This is a genomic window from Thalassospira lucentensis, assembly GCF_011806425.1.
GTDB lineage: Bacteria > Pseudomonadota > Alphaproteobacteria > Rhodospirillales > Thalassospiraceae > Thalassospira > Thalassospira lucentensis_B.
The window spans coordinates 193945-212939 of record NZ_JAATOV010000004.1; the positions used below are offsets into that span (position 1 = coordinate 193945).

Sequence of the window (18995 nt, forward strand, 5' to 3'; positions counted from 1 at the left end):
GTCCTTCAATCAATAAGGTCGACACCACGCATAACAAATCTCGCGGCCCACATTATTGGGCGACGATAAAGACCGGGTTCTGTTCGACGTTGTTGGCCGGGTATTTACGCCCAAGCCCAAAGCGGGTCAAGGAAAAACGGCGGTCAGGAAAGCCTGACCGCCGAGACATATCGTCAAATATCATCCACTCGAAAGACGGCTAATCACGCCGCCAAACCAGATTATACTGTAATTACAGCATGATCCCGCGAATGGTGAAGAACAGCAAAGCACCAAGGAACGCACCGGCAGGAACCGTTACCACCCACGCAGTCGCAATCGTCACTGCATACCGGCGACGAACCAAAAGACGCTTGCGCAACTTTTTCTCCGCCTTGTCGGCTTCGCTTGGATCAATCTGACGCAAGGCTTCAAGATGTAAGTCGACATTGTTGTTATCGCCCCCATCAACCAGCATGGGCGGATTAACGACCTTGCGCCGACGATGATTAAGGCTTTCGCGCAGGAAGCCGACCCCGAACACCGCCCCGACCGCAATGTGCGTCGAACTTACCGGCAAACCAAGGGCCGATGCGACAATCACGGTCAATGCCGCGGACAAGGCCACGGTATAGGCACGGATCGGATCAAGCTTGGTGATTTTTGATCCGACTGTTTTGATCAGTTTGGGACCAAACAGGATCAGCCCCGCAGAAATGCCAATCGCGCCGATTACCATCACCCAGATCGGGATTGGTGCCGATGTTACGATTTCGCCGCTGCTCACCCCTGATACGATTGCCGCCAACGGACCAATTGCGTTTGCAACATCGTTCGAGCCATGCGCAAACGACAGAAGGGCAGCTGAAACAACCAGCGGGAAACGGAACAACGACGCGATTTCCTTGCGGCGACCAGTCATATTGGCGGACGCCCGGAAAACAGCTTTGCGCACCGGCAGGACCGTAATGACGAATGCCGCAATGCCAATGGCAATCACAACCGGCATTTCGACTTTCCAGATTTTCTTAATGCCCTTCATCATCAGGTACATGGTGAAGGCCGAAACCATCACACCGACCAGGATTGGCACCCATTTGCGCGCCGCGGCGACGCGGTCTTCGGTATATAGAATTCTAAATTTGATAAAGGCCAGGAACGCCGCGGCAATCAAACCACCCAGAACAGGCGAAATCACCCAACTTGCGGCAATCGTCCCCATGGTCGGCCAATTAACAGCCCCGATGCCAACGGCGGCCATCCCGGCCCCCATGACACCGCCGACAATCGAATGGGTGGTCGAAACCGGCGCACCAAGCCACGTCGCCAGATTAAGCCACAAGGCCGCTGCCAAAAGGGCTGCCATCATCGCCCAGACAAATGTCTGTGCATCGGGCATCTGAGTCGGGTCAATGATGCCGTTCTTGATGGTGCCAACAACATCCCCACCGGCAATGATCGCACCACCGGCTTCGAAAATTGCCGCGATCAAAAGCGCGCCAACCATCGTAATGGCCTTGGACCCAACCGCCGGACCAACATTGTTGGCCACGTCATTGGCCCCGATATTCAGCGCCATGTAACCGCCAATCACGGCGGCCGCGATCAGGAATCCACTTTGCGGCAAGCCACCCATGTGAAAAGCAACAAACGCGCTACAGGCAACCAGAAACAAAAGTGACAGACCAAGCTTCGCACTGATCGAGGCGGTTTCACCCATCCCCGCATTCATGCGGCGCTGCCACTTAAGGTCCTTATCCAGAGCAGTTTTTTTAACCGACATAATCAACCGTTACCACCAAAGGGAATCGTTCGGCGGATCATGTAGAAGCCGGACCGCTTTGTTAAGGTTTTTTTGCGTTTATATGACGCTCATTTCATAAGGCCGATTTTGAAAAACAAAACGGCCCCGCAATGCGGAGCCGTTTTAAAGATAAAAGTCAAATGACGCGGATTAGCGACCGAACTGATTCAAAAGACCTTTTAGCAGTCCTTTGGCCGCATCCTTCTTCGGATCTTCCCCTGGTTCATCCCCGCCAAGGGCCTTGTCCAAAAGATTATCCAAAACCTTCACCGCGACCTTATCCATCCGACCAGAAATCGCCGGATCGTCGATTTTGCCTTTGGCAAAGACGCTGAACGGCGGCACTTCATTGATTTTTTCCGAGAAATCAAAGTCCGCACGCGTGTCCATTACCCATTTGGGCAGATCAAGGGTCGCATCGGCATCCGCCGTTCCCACACGTGACGTCGCGACAACGCGGGTGGTTTTGGCAATACCGTTGGTAATCTTGATGTCGGCCTCAAGGGTTTCAAGAAGATCATTATTGCCAATCCCCTCAACCACCATGGATTCCGGTCCCTGACGCAAAAGCGCCTGCAGGTTAAGCTTTGGCTCAACCGACCGTTTGTCGGCATTGCTAAACCGTACATTGTTCAGAACAAAGTTGGCCGTCCCACCAAGGGCGGACACCAAACGGCGCGACGTATTACCCTGTGCGGAAACATCAAAGTTGGTTTTGACACCACCAATCACCATATCGTTGGCGACTTGGATCGGTGTCAATTTTTCAATACGTGCCCCGTCCAAGGTCCCCTTAAGGGCCAATTTTGGAACATCGGCAGTACGGGCATCAAAATTGCCGTTGATCGCCAGATTACCATCGCCCAAAACGCCATTCAGCTTGGAAATGGTCATCAACCCGCCAACCAGATCAACCTTCAAATCCGGCTGAATCAGGTGATAGGTATCGAAATCAAGGCGATCAAGTTTAACCGTGATATCAGCATCAATGGACCGCAACGCCGAAACATCAATCACCGTATCATCCCACGGCGTGCCGTCGCGGGCATCAACGCGGGTGATGTGGGTATTTTGCGGCAAGTTAAACGCTGCTTTGCGTGGACCACTGCCAGCACCGGGCATCAAACCAGCACGTTTTTGACCCGGCAAGAACGGATCAACCGCCAACGTGCCCCCCGAAAGGCTGACCGTGACTTTGGGCTGGCTCTGAGTGGCATCGAACTTAACGTTACCAGCCGTTTCAAACGCGCCAATAACCAACCGCAGATCATTTAAATCGATGTTTTGTGCGGTTCCCTTAACCTTACTCGACAGGGCCAGACGACCAAGGTTGCCCGATGGGTTATAGTCTGGTGCCACCAGATCAAGGGCACGGTTCATGCTTGATGCCTGCACCCCGACGGTGCCATCAAGCCCGGGATTATCGCCAAAGATATTGGCCAAAACGCCCTTAACGCTGACCTGTGCCAACGGATTGGACACATCAAGGTCAATTTTCGGCCCGGTCATCGGACCGTTCAAGGCCAGATTTGCCTGAACGCTTTTATAGCTGCTTGCCGGCGCCGGAAGAGAAATACCGGTCAGCTTAACCAACGGTTCGAGTGTTTTGGCGGTGATCCGCATTGTCAGACCGTCGAAGGTCGGAACATCAGCGGCACCATTAAACGTACCCTTGGCACTGGCCGAAAGGCCCGCCGCGTTCGCAACCGCAAGATTGGTAAGCTCGATTTTCGGGCCGTTAATGCTGCCATTCACGGTGATGCCGCGAACAGATACACCTGATGAAATAATTTCATCGGCCGACAAACGATAATTTGCCGCCACCCCGTTCAGTGGTGCCAAGGCATCTTTGATCAGCTTGACCATATCGGTCTTGGCTGTTTGATCCGTACCGCCATCAGACGACGAGGATCCCGAACCAGCTGTTCCCGACGAACCATCAGAAGATTTACCGTCGGTCGCAGCTGGGCTGCTTGGAAGGTATTGATCAAGGTTAATACGATCGAGCTTAAGCCCAAGACCAAGGGCCGGCAAACCAGAACCGCTCATATTTGCGACCACGGCACCGCGAATGGCGGTATCGTCAATGCGCATATCCAGATTGGAAATGTTCAGCTGTTCTGGCGTCCCCTTAATCCCACCGGTTAAGGAGAAACGACGCAGACGATCAGCACGAACCGCGTCAACATCAACACCCAACCAACGGAAGACAGCACGAATGTTTTCCGATGCAATCTCGTAGCTAAGCGCAGCGGACGGTGTCGATTTTTCGCCCGAAATGCTGCCAAACACGGCCAAATCAGTACCACCGGGCAAGCCGGCTGATACTTCGTTGAGCGTCACTTTGCTGTCGGCAATTGCCGCATTAATGCGCGCATTGTGAACCGGGGTTTGATTGTAAATCAGGGTTTCGACTTCAAAATCAATCGAAGCCGTCAGGTCAGCTGGAATAATCGGACCTTTACCCGAGCCGGATTTGCCCGAGCTTTGCGATGGAATGGACTGGGCATCATCAGGATTTGGCGCATCAACCGACGTCGCCGATCCATCCGATCCCCCATTGCCAGCAGATGCGTTTTCGCCATCGCCAACATTGGCCAACACCAGAATAGAATCGAGATCAAGCTGGTTAAAGCGCAGCGCGACATCCGCACGCATACGCGGTTCCTGATCAATGGCAATTGCGCCAGAACCACGGGTTTCACCAAACCGGATCGAAAGATCATTCAGCGTCACTGATTTGGCATTTGCCGTTACATGCCCGCCAAGATCAAACGGCTTGGCCGCGATATCGGGGATATTGGCATCCTCACCGGCAACGCGCTGGGCGGCCTTACGCAGGTCGTCAAATTTGCCTTCGATCTGGCCGTCAAATCCAGGATTATTCGACGACAAATCAACTTTGCCACCAACCGAAATGCCACCATCGACTTTATCAATGCCAATCTTGGCACTCACCGGGAACGGGCTTGTCTGGCTGATTTGGCCAACATCAAAACTAAAGGTCAGCGGGATGCCACGATAAAAGACATAGCCTTCCCCGTCTAACGGACCATTCAGGCTATCGGCAGAAATACCAACGGTCAGCCCTTCGATACGTTCTTCGCTGCCCGGGGCGCGGTAAATGATCGTCGCGTTTTCGATCTCAAGCCGGTCAACCTGGATGGAGCTTGAGAAATCATCGCTGCTGGCGATGTCATCCGTTGCCGGTTCCGCCGCGGTGTCGTTTTGCGTTTCTGGGGCGGTTGACTGTTCTGATTCTGGCGTCGTGATCATCCCCGCATCAGGACCAGATCGTGGCGCCTGCGATGGATCAAACACAAGATTGTTGGTGCCATCATCGAATGTTTCGATGGAAATGACCGGATCAATCAGGCTGATTTCGGTAACTTTTACGGTGCCGGTCAAAAGCGGCATCATCGCAACCGAGACGCGCACCTCTGAAATCGACACCATGTTGGCATCTTGGGCACCGGCGACATTGCTTAGCGCGACCTCGTCTGCCGATAAAGCCGGCGACGGGAGCAGCGACATAGACAGATCGCCATTGATCACCAGTTCGCGTCCCGTGGCATCACGGACGGCCTGACTGACTTGGGCCTTATAGCCATTCCAGTCGATCAGGGATGGAATGATTAGCAATGCTGCAATCAGAACAACCAGCACAGCACCGATAACGGCAAGGATTTTTTTCAAAAGTCAGGCTCCGCTTGCTCGCAAGATCATCTACCCAATTGGCAGTGACCTTAGAAAGTTGGCTTATTAATCTTAAAGCATAGGGTTTGGTGTACGTCTCGCAACAGAAAATGGCGATATATTGTTCACCTGTGCCCTGTTTCTTTTTCCGATGGCCAAATAGGTTTGATCACCGTGTTTGTCCAGATCCACGGTCATCTGGTGTGATTTCGATCTACGACCCGGTGCGAATACCATTAAATATTTGATTTTTAACCGATCAAAACAACACCGCAGCCCACCAGAAGATAACCCAATTTCCCTAAAATGGCACATCACGTGTTCTTTACACACGGTTTAAAATCAACTGGATGGTGGAAATCCTCGGTTAAAATGATACATTTTATAAAACAATAATATCAATCCTGACTTTCATGCGTGATCGAAAGATCGTTTTGCGAAAAGCGACAGGGAGGACACCAATGACCGAAACAACAATTCATCTGAAAAACAACACGGTCGAACCAAAGATAAGCGGCATCGGTATTCGGGAAATCACCACCGACCAATCCGGTGCTTGGCTGGAAGCAGGTTGGCGGGATTTCAAACGCGCCCCCGCAATCGGACTGGCCTATGGCGCGTTCTGCGTCTTGGCGGGATATCTTGTCGTTCTAAGCATTTTTCAAACGGGACAACAGCACCTGACCCTGCCCCTGGCGGCGGGCTTTATGCTGCTTGCGCCGGTGTTGGCTGTTGGGCTTTATGAAACGAGCCGCCGCCTTGAAATGGGCGAGAATGTTACCCTGTGGCACAGCTTAAACGGCTTTCGGCGCAATCCCGGGCAAATCGGTGCAATTAGCATCATGTTGATGCTGTTCTTTTTGGCCTGGACGCGCATTGCAATGCTGTTGTTCGCGTTGTTTTATCACGGCACGGTTCCATCACTTGACGTTCTGCTCTGGACAACATTCTTTGCGCGTGACGCCATCATCTTCCTGATTACCGGAAGCATCCTTGGCGGCGTACTTGCGATTATGGTGTTCGCCGTTTCGGTCGTATCCATTCCGTTGCTGGTTGATCGGGATGTCGATGTCATCACAGCCGTCATCATCAGTTGCACGGCGTTTCGCAAGAACTGGAAAGTGTTGACCGGCTGGGCAGCCGTCATCGCCATCTTATCGGCCTGTGGCATGGTTGTGTTTTTGTTGGGCTTAGCGATCATTATGCCCCTTTTGGGCTTCTCAAGCTGGCATGCCTATCGCGGGTTAATTGACACAAGCCAGACGGAAACTGCCCGTCTGCGCCGCCAAGTCCCGTAAGGCAAACGCTACTGCGTTGAAACTACTTAGCAAAGATTAAGCGCACCAAGGTTAAGCCGTAGGCGCACTTGGTGCGCTACTGCGCATGAACTGAACTCAACAATCACATTTCTTAAATGCGCCTTAGAACACCAAAGCGATTGCCTGTTTTCGCCCTCGCCCTCTAATCGGAATGAGGACGGGAACATTCAAGCATGCGCCGAGTTTATAATTGGTCTGGACTGGCGCGCAAACTGTGCGACACTGCGCCATAAATTGGGCTCAATCAGAAACGAATTTGCCGTAAAGGCCACCACCACATCGGATTTAGCGAGTAACGCGCATCATGTCCTTGTCCAAAATAGCCCGGTATTCTGCGGTATTATCGGTTTCGTTGATCACCGCAATTGGTGCGGCAAACGACGCATACGCGCAGGCCGACACCGCAAGCGGGCCGCAGTCGACACGCACCCCCGATGAAAAATGGGGTGTGTCGCTGTCGGTTGAAAATGATCTTTTCACCCCGCAAAGTAGTGATCAGCATTACACCAACGGTGTGCGCCTTGCTTTTGTATCGCCCGAAGATTCTGCACCAGCCGCCTTTTTGAACGTCGCGAAAAAAATACCGTTCTTCGCATCCGAGGGGCGCATTCGCACCAGCTATTCGCTGGGTCAGACGATGTACACGCCAGAAGACATTACGATTGCGGAAAATCAGCCCAATGAACGGCCCTGGGCCGGGATGCTGTATGGCACCGCCGGGCTTTTGTCTGATACCGGGCTTCGCAACGAAGACGACAGCAATTATTCGCGTATCGATACCCTTGAACTGACGCTGGGCGTGGTTGGTCCGGCATCATATGCCGACAAAACGCAGAAATTTGTCCATAAAGTTATCGACAGTCCGGAGCCCAAAGGGTGGGATAACCAAATCAAGAACGAACCGATCATTGGCCTGACTTATGAACGGAAATATCGCAGTTGGTTTGAAGCCAATGTTGGCGGCATCGAATTTGATGCAACACCGCACGGCTCGCTGACACTGGGTAACGCCTTTACCAACGCGGAAGTTGGTACGATGTTTCGTATGGGGTTTGACTTGCCGGCCGATTACGGCCCCCCGCGCATTCGCCCCAGCCTGCCAGGATCGGACTTCTTTGTCCCTGACACCGAGGGCTTCCCGGTCAGCGGTTATTTGTTTGCCGGGGTTGCCGGGCGGTATGTTCTGCGCGACATCACGCTGGATGGCAATACATTCACCGACAGTAATTCAATCGATAAAGAACCGCTGGTCGGTGATTTACAGGTCGGTGTGGCCTTTATCGTTGGTCAGGCGCGTTTGACCTATACCCACGTGTATCGCACAGCAGAATTCAAAGCCCAAGATGGCGGCGATCAATTTGGATCGATCTCGCTGTCATTCAGGTTCTAATAAACTCCAAATTCTTCTGAGCATAAAAAACGGGGCCGAAATTCGGCCCCGTTTGCGTATCTGAAATAAATAGTCTGATGATATTAAAGGCCGGGGATCAGCTTGCCCGGATTCATCAGACCTTTTGGATCTATCGCGTTTTTAAGCGCGCGCATGATCGCAACAGTATCCGCACCATGCTCGGCTTCCATGAAGTCGAGCTTGCCATAGCCAATGCCATGCTCGCCGGTGCAGGTTCCGCCAAGCTTAAGCGCACGTTCCACCATCCGGTGATGCAAACGGTTCGCTTCGGCCATCTGGTCCGCATCGGTCGGATCAAGCAGGATCAGAGTGTGGAAGTTGCCATCACCAACGTGACCAACAATCGTGCAGGTCAGCGGGCTGGCATCACAATCGGCACGGGTTTCGCTGATGGCTTCGGCCAATTTTGAAATCGGCACGCAAACGTCGGTTGGCATGCCCGCCTTACCCGGTTCAAGCTGAAGCGACGCGTAATAGGCCTTGTGACGGGCGGCCCACAATTTATTGCGGTCTTCCTGACGGGTGGCCCATTGGAATTGCTCCGCACCGAATTCTTCGGCAACAGATTGAACAAACTCGGCCTGTTCCTTCACCCCGGCCTCAGTGCCGTGGAATTCAAAGAACAAGGTCGGGGCTTCTTTGTGGTCTGTTTTCGAATAGTTGTTGATCGCACGGATCTGCATTTCATCAAGAAACTCGATACGTGCCACCGGAATACCCGCCTGAATGGTCAGGATAACCGTATCAACAGCCGCCTCAACCGATGGGAAGGTGCAAACAGCAGCGGACATGGCTTCTGGGATGCCATAAAGCTTCAAGCCGATTTCCGTAATCACACCCAGGGTGCCTTCGGACCCAACAAATAAGCGGGTCAAATCATAGCCAGCAGATGATTTGCGTGCACGGTTGGCAGTTTTAATGATTTTGCCGTCCGGGGTTACCACCGTCAGGTTCAAGACGTTTTCACGCATGGTGCCATAACGCACCGCGTTGGTCCCCGATGCACGGGTTGCTGTCATGCCACCGATGGACGCATTCGCACCCGGATCAATCGGGAAGAACAGACCGGTATCGCGCAAATGATCGTTCAGCTGTTCACGGGTCACCCCCGCCTGAACGCGGCAATCAAGGTCCTCGTTATTGACTTCCAGAATCGCATCCATGCGTGAAAGGTCAATACAGATCCCACCGCGAAGTGCCGCAACATGCCCCTCAAGCGATGAACCCGTGCCAAACGGAACAATTGGAACATCGTTGGCTGCGCACAGCTTGACAACTTCTGCCACTTCTTCGGTGCTGGTTGCGAACACAACCGCATCGGGGGGCGATGCTTCGTGCCAGCTTTCATCCTTACCGTGCTGTTCCAATACAGCAGCGGCAGTTGAAAGACGATCTCCGAGCATTTCACGAAGGGTCGCAATCAGACTTTCCGGGGTCTCGACGCGTTCATACTGACGATCCGACATAACGTTCCTCATCTTTGCGGGGCGGTTTCTTTCCCCGTTTGGTCCTAGTGGCGTTCGGTTCGGTAAGGGGCCGGAAACAGGACCGTTAAATTGGGGCAGGCCCAAATGGCACCCAAACCACCTGAAATAATTTGCCCCACCCTACGCCGAGATGCACGAAATTGGTATTACCTTTTACCCGAAAAATGCAAAAAATCCGCCCACCATATGGTGAGCGGCCACATCAAACGTACCGCCAAAGGCGATTGGGGCATCTATTTTATGCCCCATGCCGCAATAGATCCTTTGCAACGCCCTCATCATTTCGCGCCGCCCCTGACCTACTTACTATTGCGGTCTTGTGGCAAAGCAGCAGCAATACGATCGGCCAAACGGGCGAATGGCAGGCTTTGCAGCCAAACGGTTCCCGGGCCTTCGAGGGTGGTCACAAAAAGCCCCTCCCCGCCAAATAGCGCGTTGGTAAAGCCACCGATAAACTTGATGGAATAATCAACCGACGGCGTTAAGGCGACCAAGGAGCCCGTATCCACGCGCAGGGTTTGGCCCGCCAGAAGTTCCTTTTTAATGATCGTGCCCCCGGCATGGACAAAGGCCAAACCATCGCCTGTCAGGCGTTGCAGAATAAATCCTTCGCCACCAAACAGCCCGGCACCGAGTTTCTTGGAAAAGGCGACATCAATATCGATGCCCGCCGCCGCGCACAGAAAAGCATCTTTCTGACAGATGATTTCGCCGCCATAGGTCGTAAGATCAAGCGGCACGACCTTGCCCGGATACGGTGCGGCAAAGGCGACATGCCCTTTTTCTGACCCGTCATGGACAAAGCTTGTGATAAAGAACCCTTCGCCGGTCAGCATGCGCTTAAACCCGGAAAACAGACCGCCGCCCGTGCCGGTCTGCATCGAAATACCGTCAGACATATACATCATGGCCCCGGCTTCGGCGCGAACCCCTTCGCCCGGATCAAGTTCGATCTCGACCAACTGCATTTCTTCACCGTGGATGGTGTAATCGATCACGTCTGCCATTCGGCTTCTCCATTTCTGGGCGTGGTTCTCGTTGGTTTGGTTTAACCAACTTCATCATGGAGCATCCTTAATCGCAACCGAAAGCGGCAAAAATCCGTGCATTCTTGGTTTGGAAAATGTTTCTTCCACTAAATCATGGAAAAGACAGCTTGTTCTTACGCGGTTGCGACCAAATATACACAGCAAATAGGCAACAAAAGTCACCTCTGGTCTTTGCGGGCATGTGACGGAGGACATTAATGAAGGCAGACCACATGGTGACCCTAAAGACGCAAGACTGGCTGGCAACGGATGAAACAATGCAGGCCTCGTTGGAGAAATGGCAGCGTGTTGTTGACCTGATCACCCGTCTTCTTGGGGCATCCGCAGGATATGTGCTTGAATATCATGAAAAGCACGGCTTTCGCACGGCATTGACCAGCCAAAATCCCGAAAACGAACACCGCGAAATATCGACCAAAACGCAACCGAATGATCGAAATGTTTATTGCCGCCGCGTTGTCCAAAACAAGGCACCTTTTTATGAACCAGATGCCACCAATAAACCAGAATGGGCCGATAACCCGGACCTGATTGAACGCGGATATGTTTCGTATTACGGCGTGCCACTTTTATGGCCCAACGGTGTGGTTTTTGGTGTCCTATGTGCGTTTGATCGGAAATCGACCGAGTACGGCAAAGATATGCTAGAGCTACTCGAATGTTTTCGCGATTTGATCGAGGCCGATCTGAAACTCTACGAGCAGTATCAGATCATGCGGACCCTCTCGATGACCGATCCGTTGACGGGGCTTAACAACCGGCATGGGTTCGAAATGCTGGCCGAGCAGAAAATCCGGATTGCCAAACGCTATAAGCACAATATCGGGATCATTTTCATGGATCTTGATAAAATGAAGCACTGGAACGACGATTACGGCCATGCCGCTGGGGATGCGGCACTTCGCGCCGTTGGCAATGCGATTAAAGATAGCATCCGCGAAGTCGATATTTGCGGACGCTTTGGCGGGGATGAGTTTGCGGTGCTGGGCTATGTGCGGAACCGGGGTGATCTGACAACAATTGTCGCGCGCGTGCGCAACGCCCTTACCCATGTGAAACTATCCGTCCCGCAGTCGAAATCACCGATCCGCGAAACACCCGAAATCAGTTCAGGCGTTTCGGTGTTTTTTGAACCGATCAGCCAAAGTCTTGATGACATGATGGCGGTGGCCGATCTTGAAATGTATCGCGATAAAAAACGCCGAAGACGATAGCCTTTTGAGGCAGCGAAGCCTCGGCCTTTACGATGTGACGCACTTCATAACCATTTGGAAAACTTATGTTTCAAATTCTCGACATTCGCCACATGGTATGAAATTCACGTCACGATGATCATCGGGATACGCGATATCCCGTCCAAATAACGAACACGAGCTTTTATAAAAAATGCAGATCCGCGAAGGCACTGCCGACGATCTATCTTTCATCCGCGACCTGACCAAACGCGCGACAGATTCAACCTATTTCATCGAAGGCATGGGCGATGCCGCCGCCAAAACGGTTGCGGCCTATGTCGCGAAATCGACGGATGTTTTCGAAAATGCGCTCGGCTGCGAAAACCATTCGGTCTTTGTCGCCACCATCGACGAGCAGCTTTTGGGATATGTTATCACCATTCATGATGTGCCCGAAATTGACTGGATCATGGTCGATCCGGCGGCCCATGGCACTGGGGCAGGCAAAGCACTCATGATCGCAGCGCTAGATGCGCTCGAGGAAAAAGGTGCACGTAGCAATGTGCGTCTGACCGTCGTCGCGCATAACGAACGCGCCAAGGCGTTTTACCGCAAATTCGGTTTTTTGGTCACCGGCCCGGTTCCGGACCGCGACATTCCAACTGTCGAAATGCAGCGCGCGGCTTAAATCCGTTGCGGATGCGCTCCTGCCCACCAGTCAATAACAGCGGCATAAGAACCTTTATGCTGGGCAAAAGGTGCAATTAAAAATTGCCCCTAGTCCTTGATCTTTTTCTTGCAAAACGCGCAGATTGCAATCCAAATGTCATTCGACCGAGGAGACGATAACTCCTTGGTGGAAAAGTAAAATATATTAATGGGACACCAAATGAGCGACCAAAATTCAGTAAGCATTGAAACGAATTCCGATGAAACGTTCGCCGGAAATATCAGGCTGATTTATATCTTGTATCTCGTCGGGATTGTTATGCCGTTGGCCGGACTGGTCGGTGTGGTTTTTGCCTATGTCAAACAAGGTGAAGCACCGGTTTGGGCCAAGACGCACTATCGTTTTCTGATCCGAACCTTTTGGGTCTATATGCTGTTTCTCGTCGTGGGAACGATCACGTCTTTGATCTTGATCGGCTGGTTCGTTCTGTTGGCCGGATTGGTCTGGTTCATTGTTCGCGTTGTCAAAGGTCTGTCAAATCTTAAGACCGGCGAAGAACATCCTGACCCCGCTGGCTGGTTGATCTAATCGCGCCGCGACAAAACAAGAAAACATCTTCTGCGTCGCGATGAACGCGTTACCGTTGGATTGATGTTTGACTGCCAATAATAAAGCCCGACTGGTTTTCCAGCCGGGCTTTTTCTTTGGTTCTCATCTTCCGTCAACAAACCTGCCATCAGACAGATTACGCCTTCGCGCAAAATTGCTACTGCGCTGCCTTTTCGCCGGCGATTGCTTTTGCCCGCTTATACGGTCCAAACGGGATTTCCTTTGGCGCGAAGGTTTCAGGGGATGCACGGCCCCAGCGCGAATGCCAATCATGGAGTTCTTCGATCTCGGTGTCGGCGACAAGGAAGCCTTCGGGCAGGTACGGATAGGCTTCGTTACCGTCGACGAATTCATTGTCCTTTTGCCGGACCATGAAGTGATAAGGCATGAAGTTGCGCGGATCATGCAGACCCGCCGCCGCGGTGATTTCAGCCAGTGCATGCATGGTATTGCGATGGAAGCGTGCGACGCGTTCGCTTTTATTCCCCGGTTCAAGGGCGCGTTGACGGATCGGGTCCTGGGTCGCGATCCCGACCGGGCAACAGTTCGTATGACACGACTGAGCCTGAATGCAGCCAAGCGCAAACATAAAGCCACGTGCGGCATTACACCAATCCGCACCAAGCGCCAAAGTCCGAGCAATATCAAAGGCCGAGACAATTTTACCCGCCGCCCCGACTTTGACCTGTTCACGAAGCCCGGCCCCGCGCAGCGCATTATGGACAAAGGTCAGGCCTTCATGCATTGGCATGCCAACATGGTTTGTAAATTCGACCGGTGCGGCACCTGTACCGCCTTCTTTACCATCAACAACGATGAAATCAGGCGTGATACCCGTTTTTAACATCGCTTTGAGGATACTCATAAACTCGCGCCGGTGGCCGATACACAGTTTGAAACCGACCGGCTTCCCCCCTGAAAGGTCGCGCAATTTAGCGATGAATTCCATCAGCCCAATCGGGGTCGAAAACGTGCTATGCCCCGCGGGTGAAACGCAATCGATCCCCATGGGGATACCACGTGCATCGGCAATTTCTTGTGTGATCTTGGCCGCGGGCAACATGCCACCGTGACCGGGTTTTGCCCCTTGGCTGAGCTTGAGCTCGATCATTTTGACCTGTGGCTCGGACGCGGTTTTAGCGAATTTTTCCTCGGAAAAGCTGCCATCATCATTGCGACAACCGAAATAGCCAGATGCCACCTGATAGATCAGGTCCCCGCCGCCTTCGCGGTGATAGCGCGAAATACTGCCTTCGCCGGTATCATGGGCAAAGCCGCCTTTGCGTGCACCGGTATTTAGCGCCAAAATCGCGTTGCCTGACAAAGAGCCAAAGCTCATGGCGGAAATATTATACAGGCTTGCCTGATAGGGCTGTTTGCAATGGGGGCCACCAATGCGTACACGAAAATCGCTGTCGGTGATTTGTGACGGTACGACGGAGTGGGTTAACCACGCATAGCCTGACTTATAAACGTCTTCGATCGTGCCAAATGGGCGTTTGTCTTCTGCGCCCTTAGCACGTTGATAGACAAGGCCACGGGACTGGCGACTAAACGGAATTTGATCCTGATCACTTTCAATCAGGTACTGGCGAATTTCCGGGCGGAATTTTTCCAGAATAAACCGAATATGCGCACTGATCGGATAGTTGCGCAGGATGGAATGCTTGTGCTGGTGCAAGTCATACAGCCCCACAAGTGCCAAGGCCCCGAAGATAACGGCAGGAAGCCAGAACCAGCCACTTACGCCGACAGCGCAGATCACGGATGCCAGCGCCAAAACGAAAACGCCAACAAAAACAAGATATCGCTGGTTTACTCTTAAGAACGTCACTGTGAACTCATCCTACTTCATCAGGCCAATTAAACCGTGCATCTCACCTAGCCCCTGAATTGGGCAGGTCGATGGCGCAAAACGCATCTGTCGGCGGCAAGCTTGATCATCCTTGATTTGATCAACCGCCTCAATGGCAATGTCGTTGATATTTGAAGAATTCCCCACCTTATGTCCATTTGGGAACAAAAGGACGAACATCAAGAAAAAGCCGCCCCACCAAATAGAGGTGGGACGGCTTAAACGTCTTAGATCATAATTTAGGTTTCAGCGCGCAGGGCACTGACACGGCAAGTTATGCCTTGCCGTAGCCACCGCCACCCGGGGTTTCGATGATAAAGACATCACCCGGATGCATTTGCGCGCCATCGGTGCCTTTAAGCTCCTCGACCGTGCCATCGACACGTTCGATTGCGTTGCGCCCCAACTTGCCCGGTTCGCCACCTGCGACGGCCTGATTAGGCACGCGACGGTGGTTTGACAGGATTGATGCGGTCATGTCCTCAAGGAACCGGACACGGCGCGTTGTGCCGTTACCGCCTTTGAACTCGCCATTACCGCCGGAACCCTGACGAACTTCGAAGCTTTCGAGCATGACCGGGAAGCGCCATTCAAGAACTTCCGGATCGGTCAGGCGTGAGTTGGTCATATGGGTGTGAACCCCACTGGTACCGTCAAAGCCGGGGCCTGCGCCCGAACCACCGCAGATGGTTTCATAATACTGGTGCGTATCATTCCCCCACGTGAAGTTGTTCATCGTGCCTTGCGCACCCGACATCACACCAAGGGCCGCGTAAAGCGTATCGGTAACATGCTGGGAGGTTTCAACGTTCCCGGCAACAACCGCCGCCGGATAAACCGGATTAAGCATTGATCCTTCTGGCACGATCAAATCGACCGGTTTCAGACAGCCAGCATTCAACGGAATGTCATCGTCGACAAGTGTGCGGAAGACGTAAAGAACCGCCGCACGGGTCACCGCCGAAGGTGCGTTGAAGTTATTATCAAGCTGATCAGAGGTACCGGTGAAATCAACCGTTGCTGAACGGGTTTCCTTATGGATGGTGACCTTGGCCTTTACGACCGCGCCATTATCCATTTCATAGGAGAACTCGCCACCCTCAAGATTATCGATCACACGACGAACACTTTCTTCGGCGTTGTCCTGCACGTGGCCCATATAGGCATGAACCACATCAAGGCCAAAGTGATCGACCACTTTGCGCAGTTCCTGCACACCCTTTTCATTGGCGGCGATCTGTGCACGCAGATCGGCAATGTTTTGATACGGGTTACGTGCCGGGTATTTCGCCCCTTCGAGCAAGTCCGTCAAACCAGCTTCGTCAAACTTGCCCTGATCAACCAGTTTGAAGTTGTCGATCAAAACGCCTTCTTCTTCGAGGATGCGTGAGTTTGGCGCCATGGAGCCCGGGGTAATCCCCCCAACATCGGCATGGTGACCACGCGATGCGACATAGAACAGAATGTCTTTTCCATCATCGCCAAACACCGGTGTGATCAGGGTGATGTCAGGCAAATGGGTGCCGCCGTTATACGGATCATTGAGCATATAAACATCGCCCGGTTTCATTTTGCCGGTGTTCTTTTCAATGACAGCCTGAACTGATTCCCCCATTGATCCCAGATGGACCGGCATGTGCGGTGCATTGGCAATCAAAAGACCTTCCTGATCAAACAGTGCACAGGAGAAGTCCAAACGTTCCTTGATATTCACCGAGTAAGAGGTGTTGGCAAGGGTCACGCCCATCTGTTCGGCAATGTTCATGAACAGATTGTTGAACACTTCGAGCATCACCGGATCGGCCTGTGTGCCGATGGCTTCTGAGCGTTTCATTGCAACAACGCGGGTCAAAACCAAATGGTCACGTTCATTGACCATCGCCTCCCAGCCCGGATCAATCACGGTGGTGCCGACCGGCTCAATAATCACGGCAGGACCACGGACTTTTGCACCCGGTTTCAGGTCTTCGCGTTTGTAAAACGGGGTATCTTCGGATGCACCGTCGAAAACAACCGCACGGGTTGCCAAGGCATCAGGCTTAACCGCATCCGTCGTCGTTTTAGCTTCGGTATCGGGCAGGCTTTGGGTTTCGCCAATCGCCTCAACCGCGACGGCTTCAACCACCAGCGGTTTTTCTTCCATCACAAAGCCATAACGCTGTTTGTGCTGGTCTTCGAACTGGGCCTTGATGGCATCGACATCGCCGAAATCAACGATCAACGGCGTATCGGTGCCATCATAGCGCAGATGCAGCTTTTTGAGCATTTTGATCTTGTCATCGGTAATGCCCTGTTCGTGCAATTCACCACGGGCCTCAACCGCCAAACCGTCAAGCTGCTCGTCCAGACCAGCCAAGGCATCGGTTTCAAGCTTGGCCTCGACCGCTTGTTCGCGCATGGCACGAATATCGGCAAGCCCCATGCCATAAGCAGACAAAACGCCCGCGAACGGATGGACAAACACCTTGGTCATGCCCAGCGTGTCAGCAACCTGACAGGCATGCTGACCACCAGCACCGCCAAAGCATTGCAGGATATAATCCGACACGTCATAGCCACGCTGAACCGAGATTTGCTTGATCGCGTTGGCCATGTTTTCCACAGCAATCCGCAAGAAGCCCTCAGCAACGTCTTCAGGCGTGCGGACCTGACCGGTGCTTTCTTTGATCTTGGCGGCCATGGCTTCGAACCCGGCGCGCACAGCATCCCCGTCCAGCGGTTCATTGCCTTCGGGGCCAAATACATGCGGGAAGAAGTCCGGCTGGACCTTGCCCAGCATCACGTTGATGTCGGTCACCGCAAGTGGACCACCGCGGCGATAGGCCGCTGGCCCAGGATTTGCGCCCGCACTATCGGGACCAACACGGAAACGAGCACCATCAAAGTGCAAGATCGATCCACCACCGGCAGCAACGGTGTGGATTTTCATCATCGGGGCGCGCATACGCACACCGGCAACCTGCGTTTCGAAATCGCGCTCATATTCGCCGTCATAGTGCGAAACGTCGGTCGATGTGCCGCCCATATCAAAACCAATGACCTGTTTAAAGCCATCCATTTCGGCCGTACGCACCATGCCAACAACACCGCCAGCCGGCCCAGACAAAATAGCGTCTTTGCCCTGGAACTTGGTGGCATCGGTCAAGCCGCCATTAGACTGCATGAACATCAATTTCACGCCGCCCAGTTCGCCTGCAACCTGATCGACGTAACGACGCAGGATCGGTGACAAATAAGCATCAACCACGGTGGTATCACCACGCGACACCAGCTTCATCAGCGGGCTGACCTGATGACTGACGGAAACCTGGGTAAAGCCAATTTCACGGGCAACTTCGGCAGCGGCATTTTCATGTTTGGTATAGCGGTAACCATGCATGAACACGATCGCGCAGGCACGAATACCATCATCAAAAACAGCCTGAAGATCTTTGCGCAGGTTTTCGAGATCAAGCGGGGTCAGTTCTTCGCCATGTGCGTCAAAACGACCGTCTGCCTCGATCACGGTTTCATAAAGCATTTCTGGCAGTTTGATGTTGCGATCAAACAAACGCGGGCGGTTTTGATAGGCCAATCGCAGCGCATCGCGGAAGCCCTTGGTGGTGACCAGTGCGGTGCGATCACCTTTGCGTTCAAGCAACGCATTGGTGGCAACGGTGGTGCCCATTTTAACCGCGTCAATTTTATCGGCTGGAATGGCTTCACCGGCGGGCACATCAAGCAATTCACGAATGCCTTGAATGGCGGCATCGGCGTAGCGTTCCGGATTTTCCGACAGCAATTTATGCGTCACAAGCGACCCATCGGGTTTGCGCGCAACGATATCGGTAAAGGTACCGCCGCGGTCAATCCAGAACTGCCATTTTGGCTGTCCTGTTGTTTGTGAAGCGGGGCTATTTGGGGCGTGAGAAGCCATGATGCTTACTCCTTGGGCATCTGTA

The 18995-nt window shown here is 52.9% G+C and carries 11 protein-coding genes; 5 read left to right on the forward strand and 6 right to left on the reverse strand.

The genetic code is table 11. The features are described 5' to 3' along the window. Positions 1-232: 232 nt before the first annotated feature. Positions 233-1762, reverse strand: coding sequence for an inorganic phosphate transporter (locus HCZ99_RS14420; RefSeq protein ID WP_167447708.1), 1530 nt, complete (start codon positions 1760-1762; stop codon positions 233-235). A gap of 171 nt (positions 1763-1933) precedes the next feature. After that, positions 1934-5479 (reverse strand): AsmA family protein, encoded by a 3546-nt coding sequence (locus tag HCZ99_RS14425; protein ID WP_167447709.1) that lies wholly within the window; start codon positions 5477-5479, stop codon positions 1934-1936. Between the two features lie 461 nt (positions 5480-5940). On the opposite strand from HCZ99_RS14425, the gene HCZ99_RS14430 reads away from it, so the two are divergent. Both HCZ99_RS14430 and HCZ99_RS14435 read left to right on the forward strand, forming a co-directional pair. After that, complete coding sequence (locus HCZ99_RS14430; protein ID WP_167447710.1) at positions 5941-6777, forward strand: DUF2189 domain-containing protein; 837 nt, start codon at positions 5941-5943, stop codon at positions 6775-6777. Between the two features lie 325 nt (positions 6778-7102). Beyond that, positions 7103-8188: a lipid A deacylase LpxR family protein gene (locus tag HCZ99_RS14435; protein ID WP_167447711.1), complete on the forward strand. Its 1086-nt coding sequence runs from the start codon at positions 7103-7105 to the stop codon at positions 8186-8188. Positions 8189-8271: 83 nt separating this feature from the next. On the opposite strand, the gene HCZ99_RS14440 is transcribed toward HCZ99_RS14435, so the two are convergent. After that, positions 8272-9675, reverse strand: a complete 1404-nt coding sequence (locus HCZ99_RS14440) for an FAD-linked oxidase C-terminal domain-containing protein (protein ID WP_167447712.1) — start codon at positions 9673-9675, stop codon at positions 8272-8274. Between the two features lie 320 nt (positions 9676-9995). Further along, positions 9996-10703 carry a TIGR00266 family protein gene (locus HCZ99_RS14445; RefSeq protein ID WP_167447713.1) on the reverse strand — a complete coding sequence of 236 codons (708 nt, stop codon included), beginning with the start codon at positions 10701-10703 and terminating at the stop codon, positions 9996-9998. A gap of 239 nt (positions 10704-10942) precedes the next feature. Between HCZ99_RS14445 and HCZ99_RS14450 the strand changes: the two genes are divergently transcribed. From HCZ99_RS14450 to HCZ99_RS14460, 3 genes are all read left to right on the forward strand, one after another. Continuing rightward, positions 10943-11959, forward strand: a complete 1017-nt coding sequence (locus tag HCZ99_RS14450; protein ID WP_254869627.1) for a sensor domain-containing diguanylate cyclase — start codon at positions 10943-10945, stop codon at positions 11957-11959. A gap of 172 nt (positions 11960-12131) precedes the next feature. After that, positions 12132-12608 carry a GNAT family N-acetyltransferase gene (locus tag HCZ99_RS14455; RefSeq protein WP_167447714.1) on the forward strand — a complete coding sequence of 159 codons (477 nt, stop codon included), beginning with the start codon at positions 12132-12134 and terminating at the stop codon, positions 12606-12608. Between the two features lie 201 nt (positions 12609-12809). Next, positions 12810-13178: a DUF4870 family protein gene (locus tag HCZ99_RS14460; protein WP_217701513.1), complete on the forward strand. Its 369-nt coding sequence runs from the start codon at positions 12810-12812 to the stop codon at positions 13176-13178. Positions 13179-13356: 178 nt separating this feature from the next. On the opposite strand, the gene HCZ99_RS14465 is transcribed toward HCZ99_RS14460, so the two are convergent. Together HCZ99_RS14465 and HCZ99_RS14470 are read right to left on the reverse strand one after the other, a co-directional pair. Beyond that, entirely contained in the window at positions 13357-15033 is a 1677-nt protein-coding gene (locus tag HCZ99_RS14465) for an FMN-binding glutamate synthase family protein (RefSeq protein WP_167447715.1), read from the reverse strand. 295 nt (positions 15034-15328) lie between these two features. Beyond that, positions 15329-18970, reverse strand: coding sequence for a hydantoinase B/oxoprolinase family protein (locus HCZ99_RS14470; RefSeq protein ID WP_167447716.1), 3642 nt, complete (start codon positions 18968-18970; stop codon positions 15329-15331). Positions 18971-18995: the final 25 nt, after the last annotated feature.